Source organism: Sphingomonas sp. 1F27F7B (assembly GCF_005503355.1).
In the GTDB taxonomy this organism is placed as follows: domain Bacteria; phylum Pseudomonadota; class Alphaproteobacteria; order Sphingomonadales; family Sphingomonadaceae; genus Sphingomonas.
The window spans coordinates 1-16,942 of sequence record NZ_SCMK01000004.1; the positions used below are offsets into that span (position 1 = coordinate 1).

A 16,942-nucleotide genomic window follows, 5' to 3' on the forward strand; every position below is an offset into this window, starting at 1 on the left:
CCTTCAAGATCGCGATGATCTGCTCTTCGCTGAACCTGCTGCGCTTCATTCTCGTCCGACTCCTTTGCGTCGGACTCTACTCAAAATCGGTCACATTCCAGGGGCGCACGTCAATCGCAGTGCGATTACCCCAGCAATCCGCTTGCGCGAGCACCGAACCCTGAGGATCGGCGTGCAGCACCTTCGTGCCCGAGCAGTTCAGCGCATTGCCCTCGTCGAGCAGGATCGGCTCGTCGATATCGGGACCGAACGCATTGCGGCGCAGCAATGTGCGGCTGCCATCATATTCGGCGACCAGATTGTCCCCATCATAGAGGAAACGCGTGATGCCGGTGCCCGGGCTGTAGCTCTCGTATAGCCGTCCCAGCGGTTCATAGGTCAGTTGCGCGCCCGTCGAGGCCACCACCAGCCGGTTCTCGGCGTCATAGGTATAGGCAGTGTTCGCCAGATTGCGGTTGGCACCCTCCAATTCCTACGCCACACATGGCTATCTTCAGAATTGGACCAGCTTTTCCAGGGCAGGCCAGTACATTCAACCACCCCCTGAACGCCTCCTAAAATACCTGTAAGAAAAATACCCCAACACCATCAACATCAAGCAAGATACAAACGACAAATCTACTCGACGACAGCTCGCTACAAAAAAATCGATGCGCCACCGACGCCCATCACGGCTACGGAAAAGTTCTCCAGGAACTTAATTATCTTCGGGTTCATACGGACTCTTCGCCGTCATTGGGCCTCCGCCATTTGCCCTGCTATATGCTCCGGCCATCACGCCAGCCACCGTCATAGCTGTCGATCTGACTGAGCGCGCCGTTCACATCGGGCCAACTTCCGCCTATTGATCCGAGTTATTCGCGAACGGGCGCGACGCGCGCTCCAGGGCCCTCCATAGAGATAAATATCTCATTGCACGACCCGAGATTAACTTCGTCACGCGCTGGCGTGTGGCGGTAGATATATCCAGATATTATAACCTCTTTTCCGTCGTATTTCTTCAGCGATCTTCTGAAATTTCCGTAGAAGCTTAAAGAAATGCATTCCTTCCAAGCGCGGTCGCCAAGTGGAGGCATCTTTTCTTTTATATATTCATATGCCCTCGAACTCTCCCATAAATTATGCTTGTCGTCTCCAAACGTCAGATATCCTGAAACGGATACAAAACCACGATCCTTTATCTTGCCAGAATCGAAATCATATAAGGCTGACGACACAGCTTGCCGAGAGCTCGGCAACCCATCGACTCCGGATGCGCCAGTTGACGCGCATGACGCGCATATAGCGGACAATATCGTCATCATTGATCTCATTCTTGATTCCCAATTCTGCTTAATCTCTTCTGCACTTCATTAAGCCAAGCCCCCAGGAAGCCTCCGACTGGATACACCGATGGAGCGTGTAAACACGCCCGACCGCATCATAAGGGGATAGAAGAGCCCGATAGTTCCATCGAGATCGGTATAATATAGTCGATCCAGACCATCCCGATTTAAATTAGAATGTATCTTCATGGGTCTCTTTTTGAGACATCGTCATCTGCGAAAGCCCGATTCTGAGGCGCCGTAAAACGGGTGGGCCACGTCAGGCAGAAAACCGCCTCTCGCAGTTTTCCGCCATTTTCTTGAGGCGCCCTTATCCGGTCCCAACAACTGAGCTGGTAATCGACGTCTTCATATCAATGTACATCGATGCCGTAATTCTCTGTCCATTCCGTGCAAATATTTACAGATTCGTTACATACCATATGAACGATCTTTCCTTAAACGCACCAGCCCTATTTTTCGCCCCTGGCCAAGTTGATTAACCGCAAGCGCTTGACAACACTGCCGTCAATATTAATGGCATTTTCTAGTTTTATTACGCCTCTACCGATAATACCGTGGGCCATTATAGCAGAAATATCACCTAAATATTGAGAAGTTGATGCAGAAGCACTTTTGCAGCCGGCAAGAATGCACATAAAAAGTAAGGAAGTTACCTTCATTGCGTCGTTTCCTTTTCTGGTAGTTTTCGACACCCCCTCTCAACCCTACGGTATTACGGTGATTTATCGGCCTGATTCGAACCTTCCCGCCATCCTGCTCGACGGCGTTTACGTTCTTCCCATCCGCTTGATAGTTTGGAATGCCCAACTTATCCGGGATAAGACAGTCGCCTTTCCCGGGAACTCCCGTATTTGCGTCAACCGGCTCAGTATGCAGAGCCGCCTCGGCGCCAGCCATGGCCGAGGGTTTAAAGATAGCACCGTTCGGATCAGAATAAATTGTGGCTATTTGGGCCGCAATCTGGTTCATCGTGCCGTTGGTCTGGCGACCGAACTGGCGCGGCTATGATAAGCTGCGCGCCGTTAGATCCTTTTCAGCTTCGACGGCCAACTGAACGAAGGCTGCATTCCACATCCGCTCATCTGGCAGCCGCCGCTCCGCTAACCGCCCATCACTTGCCATTCCTATGGGCGCTCGTCGGAGCTCCTGGATGACAATGCCAGCTTGTGCCAGTGAAACCTGTCAGGACACGATAATCCTGAGCTTTTCCAACCGATCCGAGGCTTCTGCCGCCACATATAGTACATGTAGATGGTGCCAGGGCGCTGGCGGCATATTCTGAGCTTGAATAGCTTGGCTCGACCTCAGTCGTGACGCACCGTACGGCATCGAGCCTGGCGGTAAAAAGGGGGATGTCGGGCGCCTGATCGGCCGCACCAAAGGCGGCATGAATGCCAAGCTTCATGCTGTTACCGATGCGAATGGCCGCCCCTTGAGCTTCTTCATGACCGGCGGCCAGGTCAGTGATTATATCGGCGCCGCCGAGCGTGGTCACCTCCCCCACCGCAGATTCGCCATAGGCGATGAACATACTTTCACCGCAACGTCGCCGGGCCCGCCCTACGGCAAGATCAACGATTGCCGCGATGGGGATGATGCAGAACAGAACCCTGCATGCTACTGCATACCCGGCTTATTCTTTTGATTCTCCGATGCCATCTTCATGGCGATGTCCCGCTCTACTTCTGTTATATTGGCAAGCATGCCATGCGTGGATTGCACGACCATCACCGTGGGATGGCCGCGGAATTGGGCGGGAAGGTCGTCCGGGCGCGATGCTCCGTCCATGCTGCCGAAATAGAAGGACAGGCGCGACGATGGTTGCAGTCGGCCCACCTCGGCGCGCAGGTCGGCGATGAAGCGTGCCCGGCCGGCGTCGCCGCCATATATCGACGCTTCGAATTCGCGCTGGCTTTCGGGGGGCACCTTGTTCCTGGCAAAGCCCTCGCGGTTCTGCAGCATTTCTTCGGCCGAATGCAGCGTCAGCGCTGGCACGCGGAAGAACATATGATCGAACAGCGCGGCATGATAGCGGGCGGCAAGCACGCCGGGAACGCCGCCGAAACTGTCCACCAGCAGATAACGCCGTCGGAACGGACTGCGCGCCACCCAGCGCATCACCTGGTCCACATCCTGCCGATAGGCAGCGATGCCAAGCCGCGGCAATCGCTCCGAAAGCGCTCTGCCACCGCCCTGCATGCCTGAATATTCAACGATCAGGATCGATTTCCCTTTCGCCGCCGCCTCGCGAACGTCCCGGGGCACGGCATCGAGCGAATAGGGAATCGTCGGGCCACCATGGAAATAGACGATCAGCCCCCCATCGGCATGCACCGGACGATAGAGCGTGGCAAAGGCACGCCCCCTGCCCGGCCCGAACTGCACCTCGCTGCGAACGACGGGCATATCGACGGGAAGCGTGTTCTCGACCGGTAACGGGATCGGGAGCGGCAGTTGCTTCTTCTCGCAAAGCCGCCAACTGCGGATTTCGCCGTGGCGGACACGCACGATGCGACGCTCCCGCTCGAGATCGACGAGCGCGAACAGCGTCGCGCCGTTGGCGGCAACATCGGTGATTGCAGCAAGCTGCCCGAAATGCCTTCCAAGGTCGATTGCACTCCCGCGCAGCGGCTCGACCCGGGAAATCCCGAACCGGCCGGCGATCGTCCCCAGCCGCCGATCGAGAAAGGGCAGGGCATAAGGCAAGAAGGGGCGACCGGCTTCCTGCTCGCCAAGCTGCCGTACGCGCGTCGTGCCCGGCATCAGCAGCGGCGCCGAGGTGAAGGCGATGTTCTTGCCCGTATTCCACCGCTTCGCACCGGCATAGGCCCTCAGTCGGAATGCATTGCCCCATTGGAAGGTAAGCAGGGTTGCAGACCCTGCCCCTTGGGTAAGCAACGCCCGCCTGGGCGCGCCATCGGCGCGGGCGCGTCGAAGCAGCTCCAGCGCTTCGGGCCGCTGGTGAAAAGCGAGATCGCCATTGGCAATGGCCTCGATTCGCACTTCCTCCCATAAAGGGTCCATGCGCGGCCCGGCTTCGACACGCTGCTGGTCGGCAAGATAGAAGCCAGTCCCGCGCGCCTCGACCCGGAACAGCAGCCGATCCCCGCTTTCGCTCCAGCGCAGGGGCTCGACCCGCGCATTGGCGCCGATCGCGACCGACAACGCGGCCGCTCCGCTTTCCGGCAGGCTCGTGACCTCGAAATGATGCGGCTCCGTGGAATCGAAGTCGCGCAGGTCGCGCGAGGAGGTCCAGGTAACTACGCGGCGAGATGCCGGGTCCACCATCAGCCGGTTCGCGTAGCATTGCGCGTCCGGGTTCGCGACAACATGGACTTGGAACCCCTCTATGCCGACGCGGTCTTCTTGTCCGGAAGGCGCTGGAGCCAGAGCAGTCAATATTGCTGAAAGAAACAGGCGCATTCACGGTTCCTTGTACAGAGGCGAGCCTCCGGCCCGCCTCTGCTTGTGGGGAGCGATTACTGTGGAGGGTTTAGGATGACGGTGAGCGGCCCGTTCTGATCGCTGTCGGGGGTCCAGCGCTGGCCATCAGCCGTCACTTCCCAGCCCCCATTGGGAGAGGGGCGCCATGCGATGTCAAAGACGCGGTCGCCGTTGAAATCGACCAGCACATAGCCGTTTGATTGAATGACCGAGCCGGTTGGAGACAGCTTCTCGATCTTGGGGCCTATCAGGGAGTTAACACCCTGGCCGCCACCCTGGTTGCCGGCGATGACACCGTCGCCTGACGGATAGGCGCCGCCGGGGCCGCCTGACGGATAGGCCCCGTCGGGATTGCCGTCGTTGCCGCCGTCATAGGGCGGGTTTTCATCCCAGTATTCGTCCCAGTCGGGCGGAGGATCGCCGTGATCCCTTGGATCGTTCACGACGATCTCCGAGCTCTTGGTGCCCCCTGCAACGAGCGCCATTTCAAATTCGGTCAGAATCCTCACGAAAAACTCCATTTCCGTTGAAATGCGAACCACGATTCGCACAACAACTTAATCACTTTCATTATTGATTTGCAAATTCATATCCAAATCTACAGAATATATATTGTAAACTTTTCGAGAAATATTTGTGACCCATCAGAGAATCATCGAGACACTTCCCCGTTTGAAATTCCCTTCACTTGGAGAAATCTCAAATTTTACTATCTTGAGCGCCGCCCACGAAGCGGCCGCGGCACGATTACGGCCCACTGACGCTGCCGCCATGCAACGGCTTGCCGCGTCCTATCCATACACCCCGGACGAACGCATTGCCGCCCTTGCCGGGCTGCATGACGAGCTCGAAGCACATGTCCTCGGCGCGGCGCCCGACGGAAGCGCCGAGGAAGCGCTGAGACGCGCCCGCCTGGAATTCGACATCTATACTGCCTTCACCCGCGGGCATCCCGATGTCAGCTACCGCGATCCGGCACGGTTGGCGCGAGACACGATCGAGGTGCATCGCCGCTGCCGTGCCGGCGCGAACGCGTTCCGCCGCTCGGGCGTGCGCATCGCCGCGTTCGACAATAGTGCCGCGACCCATTTCCCAGACTGGCGGCTGTGCGATGGCCTGATGGCGGAACTGGCGCAGTTCGTCAGCACACATATCGACAAATGGCCCGCAATCTGCGCGATGGCGACCTATGGCGGCATCATTCACGCCCACCCGTTCCTCGACGGCAATGGGCGCACCGCCCGAATCATGCACAACCTCGTGCTCTATTCGGCCGGTTGCCGACACTTCCTGCCCATCAACTTGATCGCATCGCGCACCGGGAACAGCCTGGTGGTGAAACTTCGGCGACTGGTGCTTGGCAATGACTGGAGCGGCCTGCAACGCTTCTTCCTCGATTCGTGCACACTTTCTCAGGAATGGCAGGAATGATTCACAATATATATTTATTACCATAGAGTTTTCTTGAAGAGAAATTTCCATCTATTCATCAATTTCTGGAACTTATCATTAAAATCTTACGAATATACATTGAAAGGCAGCATCTTTATTGTCCAGCACCAGCCATATTGGAAACATTATTGAACCGCATGGGCTGGATCTGACCATCCGCCACGACCAGCACGCGCCCCGCGGCGGCAACAGATTGCGCGCGGTGGGCAATCATGATGCGCGTGATGTTGAGGCTCGAAAGCGAGGCAAGCACCTTGGCCTCGGTCTCCGGATCGAGGTGCGCGGTGCCTTCGTCGATGAACAGCATGCGCGGGCGGCCATAGAGCGCACGCGCGAGCAGCACGCGCTGCTTCTGCCCGCCCGAGAGCACCGAGCCCATGTCACCCACCAGCGTATCGTAGCGCAGCGGCATCCGGTCGATATCGTCGTGGATGCAGGCAAGGCGGGCCGCTTCCTCCACGCGCGCCATGTCGATCTCGGGATCGAAAAAGGCGATATTCTCGGCCAGCGAACCAGCATAGAGCGAGTCGTCCTGCGCGATCGAGCCGATGCTCCGCCGATAGGCTTGGCGCGAGAAGGTGGAGGCGGGCCGCCCGCCGATCAGCACCTCGCCATGGACCGGCTCGAACAATCCCATCATGATCTTCATCAGCGTGGTCTTGCCGCCACCTGAGGGGCCCACCAGCGCAACCATCTCGCCAGGCTCGATCCGCAACGAGGCCCCCTTGAGCACATCCGCTTCGCCCACGCCGTAGCGATAGAAGACGTTCCGCACCTCGATCGGCTGATCGAAGTTCGGCACCTCGCCCGACGGGACCTCGCCGGCATCCTCGCGCCTGGTCATCACGATATCGGCGATCCGACCGAGATGGACCTGGATGATCCGGAAGTTCATTGCCTGATCGACCAGGCGCATCGCCGCGCCGAGGAATTGCTGCTTATAGGCCTGGAACCCGAAAAGCATGCCGAGCGTCAGCTTGGCATCGAGCGCCAGGCTGATCGCTATGTAGACAAAGGCAACGCCCTCCAGATCGAGGACCAGCCTGTTCGCTGCATCGAAGCCCGCGGAAAGCCGGCCCAGGCGGATCTGGGCATTGACCGCATCGGCCTTCTTCTTCTGCCACAGCCGCTGTCGATCGCCTTCGCGGCCGAATGCCTTGATCGCGGCAATCCCCCGCACCGACTCGATGAGCGCACTATTCTCGCGTGCCGCGGTGGCGATCGTATCGAAGTTGCGCAGCTTCATCGCCTGGAGAAACATCAGGCGGACCACGGCATAGACGCTCAGCGCCGCCAGCGCGATGCCGCAGAGCAGCGGCGAATAGGCGAACATCAGCGCCAGGGTGAGCAGCGCCATCACGCCATCGACGAAGCCCGAGATCATGCCTTGGCTCAGCAGCTGGGCGATGGTCTGCGTCGAGCCGAAACGCTGGATGATGTCGCCGACGTGCCGCTTCTCGAACCAGGGCAGGGGCAGCCGCATCAAGTGGCGGAACAGGTTGATCACCACCTGATAGGAAAGCGCGTTGGTTAGCGTCAGCAGCACCAGCTCGCGCAGCCATCCGGCCATGAAGTTGATCAGCGCCAGCCCGCCAAAGCCCAGCGCGAGCATCGCCAGCAGGTCATGGTCGAAGCTCGGGAATACCGAATCGACCGAGATCTGCATGAAGAAGGGCGTCGCCAGCACGACGATCTGCAGGATCAGCGAGAGCGCCAGCACTTGGCCGATCGATTGCCAGAAGCCGCGCATGGACGACCAGAGCTGGCCGATCCGCAGCTGCGGCGCCTGGGGTTTGGGAAGGAAGGCTTCCGATTTGAGCAGGTCGACCGCGACGCCGGTGAAGCTCTGCGAGACTTCGGCCTCGGACAGGATCAGCGGCCCGCGCGCGGGATCGTGGATATGGAAGCGGCGGCCGCGCAGCCCCTCGCCGATCCGGGTCAGCACCACGAAATGATTGAGGTTCCAGTGGAGGATCGCCGGCAGCGTGAGATGCGGCAGATCCGCGATCTCGCCGCGCAGCGGCCGCGCGTTGAAGCCGATCGCCTCGGCGACCTGGATCACTTGCTTGAGCGTGGCCCCCTTCAGCGACAGGCCGAAGCGCTGACGCAGCTCGATCAGGTCGGTGCGGAAGCCGTAATGGCCGGCGACCATGCCGAGGCAGGCCAGAGCACATTCGCTGGCCTCGTTCTGAGGAATATAGGGCGTACGGCGGCGACCGCCGGCCTCGAGCATCGGGGCCATGCTCCTACGCAGTCTTTCGCATCACGGCGTGGAGCGGCTTGAGCAACCAGTCGAGAAACCCCTCGCGCTCGAGGATGATGTTCGCCTGCAGCGCCATGCCGGGCTGCAGCGGCACTTTCTCGCCATAGGCATCGACCGCCTGGCGTTCGAGCGTCACCACCACCCGGTAGACCGGCCCCTCGAGCTTGATCGGCACATCGGTCTCGCGCGGATCGATCACGATGCGCGAGATCGATTCAACACGCGCGCCGAACGAACCGAAGCGCTGATAGGGAAAGGCTTCGTAGAGCAGGCGCGCTTCCTGGCCGACATGGACGAAGCCGATCGCGCGGCTGGGCGCATATATCTCCGCCTTGAGCGGCGAGCCCTCGGGCACGATGATCATCATCGGCCTGTCCGGCGACGCCATCCGTCCCGCGACCGTCTGCAGCGCAGTTACCCGGCCCGAGACCGGCGCGGTGATCACATAGGCTTCCTCGCCCTCCAGCCGGGCATGCTCCTGCGCGATCGCCTGGAGCGAGGCGCGGATGTCATAGACCGCGCGCGCGGATTCGGCGGAGAGACTGGCGATCTGGCCCTCGAGCGACTCAGCCTGGCCGCTGCGTTCGAGCAATTGCTGCCCCAGGCTGGCCAGCGATTGCTCGGAAGCGATCAGCGCCTGGCGCCGCCGCTCCATCTCGACCTTGCTGACGAAGCCGCGGTCAACGACCTTGGCTATCTGGTCGAACATCGTCCGATTGGATGTGACGACCTGCCGCTGGAGCTCGATCTGGCCCCGCAGGCTCTCGGCCTGGGCATTCGCAGCGGCGATCATCGCGAGCAGCCGGGCGCGCTCGCTCGCCTCGCGCCGGGCGCTCAGCACGATCTGCCCCTCGCCAAGTTCGCGGCGCGCCGCCAGCGCGGTCAGGCTGCCGGCGGCCACGCCGCGGCCCGAAGAGCGCTGGCGATCGAGACCCACCACGGCGATGCGGTCGCCCTTGCGAACCACCGAGCCTTCATGAACGAGAAGCTCGCGCAGCACGCCGGGCACGGGCGCCACGATCTTCGACGACGGGTTCTGCGTGACCAGGATGCCGGGTGCGGTCTCGATACGGGCATAGCTGCCGAGCGACACCCAGGTAACGATGATCGCCATGGACATGATCAGCGCGGCGGCCATAACGCGCGAAGACAAGGACTGACTGAGCACCACCTCTCCGTGCAGGCGTATCTTGCGATATTCGGAGACCTCTTCACGGAAAAGCGACATTGCGCAGCACACCCGCGTCAAAAATACCGAAGCGACAACAACAGATGACCCTTCGCCACTTTGGCAAAGTAATATTTTGTTCAATTTCTCACGAAACTTGCCTGCACAACAAACACGCCCCAACTCTTGCGCGATTAACGCGCAACGCATCGCGTGTTAACGCAAACATATTTCTAGAAAACAGTAATTATGTGACAAATGTACGAATGATATACCATTTTGGATCATTTCAATTGTGTTTCAATTTGCCGGCATCTCCGAAATAGAAAGATTTTGCACGCATTGACCGATGGCCGCCGTCCGGTGGTGAGGGGAGCGATAGCGGCCAGCCCAAGACACCATCCGCGCAGCATTCCGGCCACGCCCCGGCGGCCACCGCCGAACGCCCCAACCAGGGTCTCCACAATATTCGAACCGGAATGGCGGTTTTGCCTTTCCCGCGCATCGGGCGACCGAGGCGGCACGACGCCGTCAGGGAGGGCCTTGCCAGATGCTTCGTCGTTCGACCATTTTCGCGCTGCTTTCGAGCGCGTCCGCACTCGCCGCGCCGGCGCTCGCCAGCGTTCCGGCGCATGCCGAGGCGGTTCGCGAAGTCGGCTTCGATATCCCGGCGAGCGATCTCGCCTCCGCGCTGAACGAAGCGGGGCGCCAGTCCGGCGTGCGCATCGCATTTCCCTATGACCGCGCCGCCGGCTTTCGTGCCGCCGCTCTCCGGGGAAGGATGACCGCGGCCGAAGCGGTACGGCGCCTGATCGGCAATAGCGGGCTGAAGATCGTCGCAGCGGGCGCCGATCACATCCTGCTCGCCGCCGACATGCCCCAGCAGCAGAGCCGCGCGCCGGCGGACTCCGCGGCGACCGCGGCCGAGGACGGCGACGAGATCCTCGTCACCGGCTATCGCCTGTCGAACCGCCGCGCGCTGGCCAGCAAGCGCAACAGTGGGCAGATCATCGACGCCGTCAGCCAGGACGAAGTGAGCCAGCTGCCCGACGTCAACATCGTCGAGGCGGCGCGGCGCATCCCGGGCCTTTCGGTGATCTCCGACCGCGATTCCTCGCGCGGGCACGACAATTATCAATATGTCACGATCCGCGGGCTCGACAGCCGCTACAATCTCGTCACCGTCGACGGGGCGCAGGTCGCGAGCGCGGATTCCAGCTATCGCGGCGCGCAGCTCGCCATGCTCCCCGCAACGCTGGTGAGCGAGATCCAGGCGATCAAGACTGTTACCGCACAATATGATCCCCATGCGCTGGGCGGCCAGATCAACCTCGTCTCGAAAAGCGCCTTCGACACGGGCGATTTCTTCACTGCCCAGGCGCTGGGCGGCTGGACCTCGCAGGACGGCAAGGTGGTGCCCGACAAGCACGCCAACCTCAGGGCAAGCGCGACCGGGGCGATGACCTTCGGCCATGACGACCAGTTCGGCCTCGTCCTGTCCGGCGAATATCAGCGGCTCCACGCCTCGGCGCTCGCCAGCCTGCCGGGTGACACGGGCGGCGCCGGCTGGACCTATTACACCGCGGCTGGCGCACAGACTTCGAACATCGCGGCATCCACCGGCCGCGCGGCGCCGGTGCGCGTGCAGGACTATGCGTTCGACGAGAAGCGCGAACGCTACAGCATCAACGGCAAGCTGGAATTCCGCCCGAGCCGCCGGTTCGGCGCCTCGATCTTCGGCGGCTATTATCATGAACTCTCGGACGAGGACCGCTACGAGGCGCTGGCGCTGCCCGCCGCCGGCTATACGCCCGGCACCACGCCGGACACGGGCAGGCTGAACACGGGCAATTACCAGCTCGGCCTCGTCGCTCAGCCGGAAAAGCGCCGCACCTGGTTCGTCAACGGTACCGCGCATTACGATTTCGACGACAAGCTCAAGCTGAAGCTCGGCGCGTCGGACTCGAACGCGCACTATAACGAAGACCGGTGGATGTATAAGTGGAACACCGGCATGGTGATCACCGCCACCTCGGCGGCGACGTCCAACCAGGCGGCCTATGGCTATGGCTACCAGAATATCGGCGGCGTCCCCTCTATCGCCATGAACGACGCGGCAGCGGCGGCCAACCCGGCCAATTACGGCCCACGCTACTGGCGCAACATCATCTACGACATCGACAATGACGTCCGCACGCTGCGCGGCGACCTGGGCTGGAACTTCGAGGAGGGCGATCGCGGGCTGGGCTTCAACCTGGGCGTGAACCAGACGCTCACGCGCGTCGACAACCGCCTCACCTATCGCGAATGGTTCGCCAAGGACGCCGCCTCGGCCGCGCTGATCGGCAATCTGGACCGATATGCCCAGCCGACGGTGCTGACCCCGATCATGGCGCCGGGGATCAACTTCTACCTGATCGACGAGAAGAAGGCGGCGGCGGTGCTGGCCGAGCATCCCGAATGGTTCCGCGAGAATGCCGGCCGGGCGGCGGACGGCAACAACGGCTATTACGCACTGCGGGAATCGATCACCGCCGGCTATGGCCAGGTGCGGGTGCAGGCCGAGGCGTTCAACCTGCAGGCGGGGCTGCGCTACGACCGTACCGCGGTCGACGTCGCCACGCACCTCAACGGCACGAGCGCGCGCATCAGCCGCTCGCGCGACTATGCCTATGCCCTGCCCTCTGCGATCGCGACCTGGAACGTGACGCCGGCGGTCAAGCTGCGGGCAGGCGTCAGCGAGACGCTCGGCCGCCCGGATTATGGCCAATATGGCGCGACGACCACCTATTCGAACGACGGCACCGCGACGCTCAGCATCAGCCAGGGCAATCCCGACCTGAAGCCCCGCCGCGCGTGGAATTACGACGTCTCGGGCGAATGGTATCTCGGCAATGGCGGGCTGATCTCGGCGGCGCTGTTCTACAAGGACATCCGCGACGAGATCTTCACCAAGAGCAACACCTACAACAATTATGCGTTCAACGGCGTCACCTATACCAGTGCCACCGTCTCGCAGCCGGTCAACGCGTCACGGGCGGCCGTGAAGGGCGTCGAGCTGCAGCTGATCAAGGACAAGCTCGATTTCCTGCCCGGGCCGCTCAAGGATCTGGGCGTGTCGCTGAACGCGACCTGGCTGGACGGGCATTTCGATTTCGTCATGGGCAATGGCGGCACCCGCCGGATCGGCGCGCTGTTCAACCAGCCGGACCATATCTACAACGCCTCGATCTTCTACAGCAGCGGCCCCGCGAACCTCCGCTTCGCCTGGAACCGGATCGGGGCATCCCCGGTCTCGGTGGATTCCTCGGTCGCCTGGCGCGACATCTGGGCGGACTCGCGCGACCAGATCGACTTGCAGGGAAGCTATTACGTCCTGCCCTGGATCCAGCTGACCGCCCAGGTCCAGAACCTCACCAAGACAGCGTTCGAGGCGCATCTCGGCGCGAACCGCGAGCTGCTGCAGACGCGCTATCCGGTGGGGCGGACGATATGGTTCGGCGTGGTCGTCAAGCCGAAGTTCCTCCGATGAGACCGTGCGGCTTTCCCCCCGACGAGGCGGGGGAAAGCCGCGATTTTCCGAAGGAGCGGCGGCCATTGTCACAGCCCCGTATCAATCGCCGCCTAGTCGGAACCAACTCCTTCCTGCTCAGGCTCCCGCATGTCCTGGTTTCGCCCGATCGACGCATGGTTCGCGTCCTCCGTCCTGCCGCACGAAATGGAGCTGCTGCGCCAGGCGCGCCGCTGGGCGGCCGACGAGGACGAGGCGCGCGACCTGCTCCACGAAGCCTATGCCCAGCTGCTGCAGCTGAGCGCGTGGGAAGGGATCGGCAATCCCGCGGCCTATGCGGTGCGGATCATCCGGAACTGCGCGCTGCAGCGCATGCGCCGCGCCCGGATCGTGCCGATGCGCCAGTTCGCGGCGCTCGAGGAGCTGGACTTTCCCGATCCCGCACCGGACAGCTTCGCCGTCGCCGCCGGGCGCGAGGAACTGCGGCGGATGATGGCAGCGCTCGGCACGCTGCCGCCCGCCTGCCGCCGCGTTCTCCTGCTCCGCAAGTTCGAGGAGATGCCGCCGCGCGCGATCGCCGAGAAGCTGGGGCTCAGCCTCTCGACGGTGGAGAAGCATCTCGCCCGCGGCATCCTGCTGCTGTCGCGCGCGATGCGCGACGGGGCGAATTGCGCGTCGGAAGCGGCGGCCCCGGATCGCGCCCTGCGCAAGGCCTGATCCATGCTATGGCGGTTTTTCGCTTCCTGAGCATCGGGAAGAAACCACTATCGCATGGCGGAACGGGCAGAGTTTCTTGAACGAGCAGCAACAGCGCCGGGAACGGATCGAGGAAGAAGCGGCGGACTGGCTGGCGGCGCTCGATTGCGGCCGCGCCGATCCCGCCGCGTTCGAGGCCTGGCGCGCTGCCGATCCCGCGCATGCGATCGCGTTCATCCGGATCAGCCAGGCCTGGCGGCAGCTCGACCGGCTGCCCCGCAACCCGGCGCCTCCGCAGGAGGAAGCGATCGAAGCGCCGGACGAAGACGCGCCCGCCATGCCCACGCGGCGGCGCGCGCTCGCCGCCGCCGGCCTTGCCGGCCTTGCAGTCACCGGCGGCACGATCTTCGCGGTGCAGAGCGCCGCGGCGCAAGTCGTCGAGACGGCAGTGGGCGAACGCCGGCGCTTCTATGTCGACGAGAAGGCGTGCTTCGACCTCAACACCGCCAGCCGCCTGCGCTGGTGGCGCGGCGATGACGGGATCGAGGTCGAGCTGGAGCGCGGCCAGCTCTCGCTCGATCTCGCGCCGGGCAGCCCGTCCTGCACCGTCCGCGCCGGACCGGGCGCCGTGCGCTTCGGCACCGGCATGTTCGACCTGCGGCTCGTCTCGCGCGACGTGGCGGACGTCGTCGCGATCCGGGGCGAGGCGCGCCTGCTGCCCCGGCACGGCGAGCGCGGCGAGATCCGGCTCGCCCGCCGGCAGGGGCTCACCATCTCCGCCGCGGCGGCACCCCGGCCGCGGCCGATCGCCGACGACACCATCCGCGCGCTCTCTGCCTGGCGCGAAGGCGAGCTGATCTTCGCCGGCCAGACCCTGGCCGAGGCCGTGGCCGAGTATAACCGCTACCTGCGCACCCCGATCGTCCTCGCCGATCCGGCCGCCGGCCGGCTGCGCCTCGGCGGCCGCTTCCTGACCAGCGACCCGACCGAGTTTCTCGAGGCCGTCCACGCCAATTTCGGCCTGCGCGCCGAGCCCCGTCCCGACCAGATCCTGCTCCATCGCTGAGGTTCATCATGGCTTCCGAATATGATCGCCGTTCCCTGCTCCGCGCCGGCGCGACGGCCGGATCCGCCGGCCTGCTCCTGCTGGGCGCGCGCGCGGCGGGCTTTTCAGGCGAGCCGCTGTTCACCCTCGGCGTCGCTTCGGGCGATCCCCTGCCCGACGGCATGGTGCTCTGGACGCGCCTGGCGCCGAAGCCCCTGGAAGGCGATGGCGGCATGCCCGCGCGCCCGGTTCCGGTGCGCTGGGAAGTCGCGGACGATCCGGCGTTTCGCCGCGTCGTCGCGCATGGCAGCGAGAGCGCCGAGCCGCGCTGGGCGCATTCGGTGCATGCGGAAGTGCGCGGCCTGCGGCCGGACCGGGACTATTGGTATCGCTTCATCGCCAATGGCCAGACCAGCCCGGCAGCCCGCACCCGCACCGCGCCCGCGTTCGACCAGCAGGTGGACAAGCTGCGCATCTGCTTCGGTTCATGCCAGAAATACGAAGCGGGCAACTATGCCGCGCACCGGCTGATCGCCGCGGAGACGCCCGACCTGATATTGTTCCTGGGCGACTATATCTACGAGAACGCGCCCGGCCGGGACGTGCGCACCCATCTCAATCCCGAGCCGTTCGACGTGCCGGGCTATCGGGTGCGCTACGCGACCTACAAGCTCGATCCCCTGCTCCAGGCCGCGCACCATGCCGCGCCCTGGGCAATGATCTGGGACGATCACGAAGTCGCCAACGACTATGCCGACGCGCTCGACGAGCGGAACAGCGATCCCGCCACTTTCCTGCGCCGCCGCGCCGCCGCGTATCAGGCCTATTGGGAGCATATGCCGCTGCGCCGCGCCAATCGCCCGGACGGCGCGGCGATGCGGCTGTACCGCACGCTCAAATGGGGAAGGCTGGCCGAGTTCCAGCTCGTCGACGACCGCCAGTATCGCAGCGGGCGCCCCTGCCAGCCGCCCGAACTGCTCGCCGAGCATCGCGACTATCTGCCCAAGCTTCCCGATTGTCCGGAGCGCCGCGATCCGGCCCGCTCGATCCTGGGCATGCCGCAGGAGCGCTGGCTGCGCGGCGCATTCGAGGCCTCCCGCGCGACCTGGAACCTGCTTGCCCAGCAGACGCTGATGGCGGATTGCCCGCGGCTCGACCCGGCGCGGCCCGACGCCACTCCATCGCTCTACACGCTCGACAATTGGGGCGGCTATCCGGCGACGCGCGAGCGCATCCTGCGCCATTGGCGCGATGCGAAGATCGCCAACCCGCTGGTGCTCAGCGGCGACATCCATGCCTTTGCCGCCGCCGACCTGCTCGATCCCGACAAGCCCGGCGCGCCGCCGGTCGCTTCCGAATTCGTCGGCGGCGCGATCACCAGCAAGAACCACGACCCGCTGTTCAAGCGCACCGTCGCCCGCACGCCCGGCTTCCATTATGGCGAGCACCAGGTGCGCGGCTATGCCTCCGCCACGCTCACGCCCAAGGCATGCGCCGTCCGCTTCGTCGGGCTCGACGATCCCGCCGATCCGCAGAGCGGCGCCCGCCCGCTCGCGGATTTCGCCCTGGCCGCCGGCCGGCCGGGCATGACTCCGGCATGACGATGTGCGTTCCAGGCCGCGGCTCGCCTTTCCTTGCACGCGCGATCTTGGCGCGGCGGAACATTTGCCCTATGCGCCGCGCCGTGGGAGCGGTTCCGCCCTCCACGACATGATCGCGCCGGTGCCCCGAAAGGGGCTTAAAGGGGAATGCGGTGCGGACGGGCCTTCCGTCCAATTCCGCGGCTGTCCCTGCAACTGTAAGCGGCGAGCGCGATGCACTGGCTCCCCGATCCGAGGGAGCGGCCACTGGATCGCCGATCCGGGAAGGCCGTGCATCGTGCCCTGACCCGCGAGCCAGGAGACCTGCCGGCGAGGCGGTCGCTCTTGCCCTGGTCCAGGGGATGGCCAAGGCACGGTATCTCTCCGTCTGAGCGACGACCAAGCGGCCGGGGCCGCTTCGGTGCTGCGCGAATGGCGACCAAGCGCCCGTCTTC

General features: G+C 63.2%; 11 protein-coding genes, 1 pseudogene and 1 riboswitch. Of the genes and pseudogenes, 6 read left to right on the forward strand and 6 right to left on the reverse strand.

What is annotated here, in order from left to right; translation table 11 throughout:
* Positions 1–76: 76 nt before the first annotated feature.
* On the reverse strand, positions 77–469 hold the full coding sequence (locus tag FFS08_RS04640) for a hypothetical protein (RefSeq protein ID WP_137864922.1): 393 nt from the start codon (positions 467–469) through the stop codon (positions 77–79).
* A gap of 1,308 nt (positions 470–1,777) precedes the next feature.
* Positions 1,778–1,987, reverse strand: a complete 210-nt coding sequence (locus FFS08_RS04645; protein WP_137864923.1) for a hypothetical protein — start codon at positions 1,985–1,987, stop codon at positions 1,778–1,780.
* Positions 1,988–2,638: 651 nt separating this feature from the next.
* Here FFS08_RS04645 and FFS08_RS04650 point away from each other — a divergent pair.
* Positions 2,639–2,811 (forward strand): annotated as a pseudogene (locus FFS08_RS04650) (IS5 family transposase); the annotation flags it as partial.
* Between the two features lie 134 nt (positions 2,812–2,945).
* Here FFS08_RS04650 and FFS08_RS04655 read toward each other — a convergent pair.
* A complete protein-coding gene (locus FFS08_RS04655) occupies positions 2,946–4,751 on the reverse strand; it encodes an alpha/beta fold hydrolase (RefSeq protein ID WP_137864924.1) in 1,806 nt (601 codons plus the stop codon).
* Positions 4,752–4,807: 56 nt separating this feature from the next.
* Positions 4,808–5,281: a hypothetical protein gene (locus FFS08_RS04660; RefSeq protein WP_137864925.1), complete on the reverse strand. Its 474-nt coding sequence runs from the start codon at positions 5,279–5,281 to the stop codon at positions 4,808–4,810.
* 262 nt (positions 5,282–5,543) lie between these two features.
* On the opposite strand from FFS08_RS04660, the gene FFS08_RS04665 reads away from it, so the two are divergent.
* Positions 5,544–6,203, forward strand: a complete 660-nt coding sequence (locus FFS08_RS04665; protein WP_137864926.1) for a Fic family protein — start codon at positions 5,544–5,546, stop codon at positions 6,201–6,203.
* 115 nt (positions 6,204–6,318) lie between these two features.
* Here FFS08_RS04665 and FFS08_RS04670 read toward each other — a convergent pair whose 3' ends face one another.
* Together FFS08_RS04670 and FFS08_RS04675 are read right to left on the reverse strand one after the other, a co-directional pair.
* On the reverse strand, positions 6,319–8,457 hold the full coding sequence (locus FFS08_RS04670; RefSeq protein ID WP_171012477.1) for a peptidase domain-containing ABC transporter: 2,139 nt from the start codon (positions 8,455–8,457) through the stop codon (positions 6,319–6,321).
* 13 nt (positions 8,458–8,470) lie between these two features.
* Positions 8,471–9,715: a beta-barrel domain-containing protein gene (locus FFS08_RS04675; RefSeq protein ID WP_171012478.1), complete on the reverse strand. Its 1,245-nt coding sequence runs from the start codon at positions 9,713–9,715 to the stop codon at positions 8,471–8,473.
* A 490-nt stretch (positions 9,716–10,205) separates the two neighbouring features.
* Between FFS08_RS04675 and FFS08_RS04680 the strand changes: the two genes are divergently transcribed.
* The 4 genes from FFS08_RS04680 to FFS08_RS04695 all read left to right on the forward strand — a co-directional run bounded on the left by FFS08_RS04680 (position 10,206) and on the right by FFS08_RS04695 (position 16,508).
* A complete protein-coding gene (locus FFS08_RS04680; RefSeq protein ID WP_137864929.1) occupies positions 10,206–13,187 on the forward strand; it encodes a TonB-dependent receptor in 2,982 nt (993 codons plus the stop codon).
* A gap of 129 nt (positions 13,188–13,316) precedes the next feature.
* Complete coding sequence (locus FFS08_RS04685) at positions 13,317–13,883, forward strand: RNA polymerase sigma factor (protein WP_137864930.1); 567 nt, start codon at positions 13,317–13,319, stop codon at positions 13,881–13,883.
* Between the two features lie 76 nt (positions 13,884–13,959).
* Complete coding sequence (locus FFS08_RS04690; RefSeq protein WP_137864931.1) at positions 13,960–14,928, forward strand: FecR family protein; 969 nt, start codon at positions 13,960–13,962, stop codon at positions 14,926–14,928.
* 8 nt (positions 14,929–14,936) lie between these two features.
* A complete protein-coding gene (locus FFS08_RS04695; RefSeq protein ID WP_137864932.1) occupies positions 14,937–16,508 on the forward strand; it encodes an alkaline phosphatase D family protein in 1,572 nt (523 codons plus the stop codon).
* Positions 16,509–16,610: 102 nt separating this feature from the next.
* A riboswitch (cobalamin riboswitch) is annotated at positions 16,611–16,833 on the forward strand.
* The last annotated feature ends 109 nt before the right edge of the window (positions 16,834–16,942 follow it).

What these genes read in the sequence shown, in the direction of transcription:
- FFS08_RS04655 (WP_137864924.1), bottom strand. Translation starts at nt 4,751, where the DNA reads ATGCGCCTGTTTCTTTCAGCAATATTGACTGCTCTGGCTCCAGCGCCT.
- FFS08_RS04695 (WP_137864932.1), top strand. Translation starts at nt 14,937, where the DNA reads ATGGCTTCCGAATATGATCGCCGTTCCCTGCTCCGCGCCGGCGCGACG.
- FFS08_RS04645 (WP_137864923.1), bottom strand. Translation starts at nt 1,987, where the DNA reads ATGAAGGTAACTTCCTTACTTTTTATGTGCATTCTTGCCGGCTGCAAA.
- FFS08_RS04665 (WP_137864926.1), top strand. Translation starts at nt 5,544, where the DNA reads ATGCAACGGCTTGCCGCGTCCTATCCATACACCCCGGACGAACGCATT.
- FFS08_RS04670 (WP_171012477.1), bottom strand. Translation starts at nt 8,457, where the DNA reads ATGCTCGAGGCCGGCGGTCGCCGCCGTACGCCCTATATTCCTCAGAAC.
- FFS08_RS04675 (WP_171012478.1), bottom strand. Translation starts at nt 9,715, where the DNA reads ATGTCGCTTTTCCGTGAAGAGGTCTCCGAATATCGCAAGATACGCCTG.
- FFS08_RS04680 (WP_137864929.1), top strand. Translation starts at nt 10,206, where the DNA reads ATGCTTCGTCGTTCGACCATTTTCGCGCTGCTTTCGAGCGCGTCCGCA.
- FFS08_RS04685 (WP_137864930.1), top strand. Translation starts at nt 13,317, where the DNA reads ATGTCCTGGTTTCGCCCGATCGACGCATGGTTCGCGTCCTCCGTCCTG.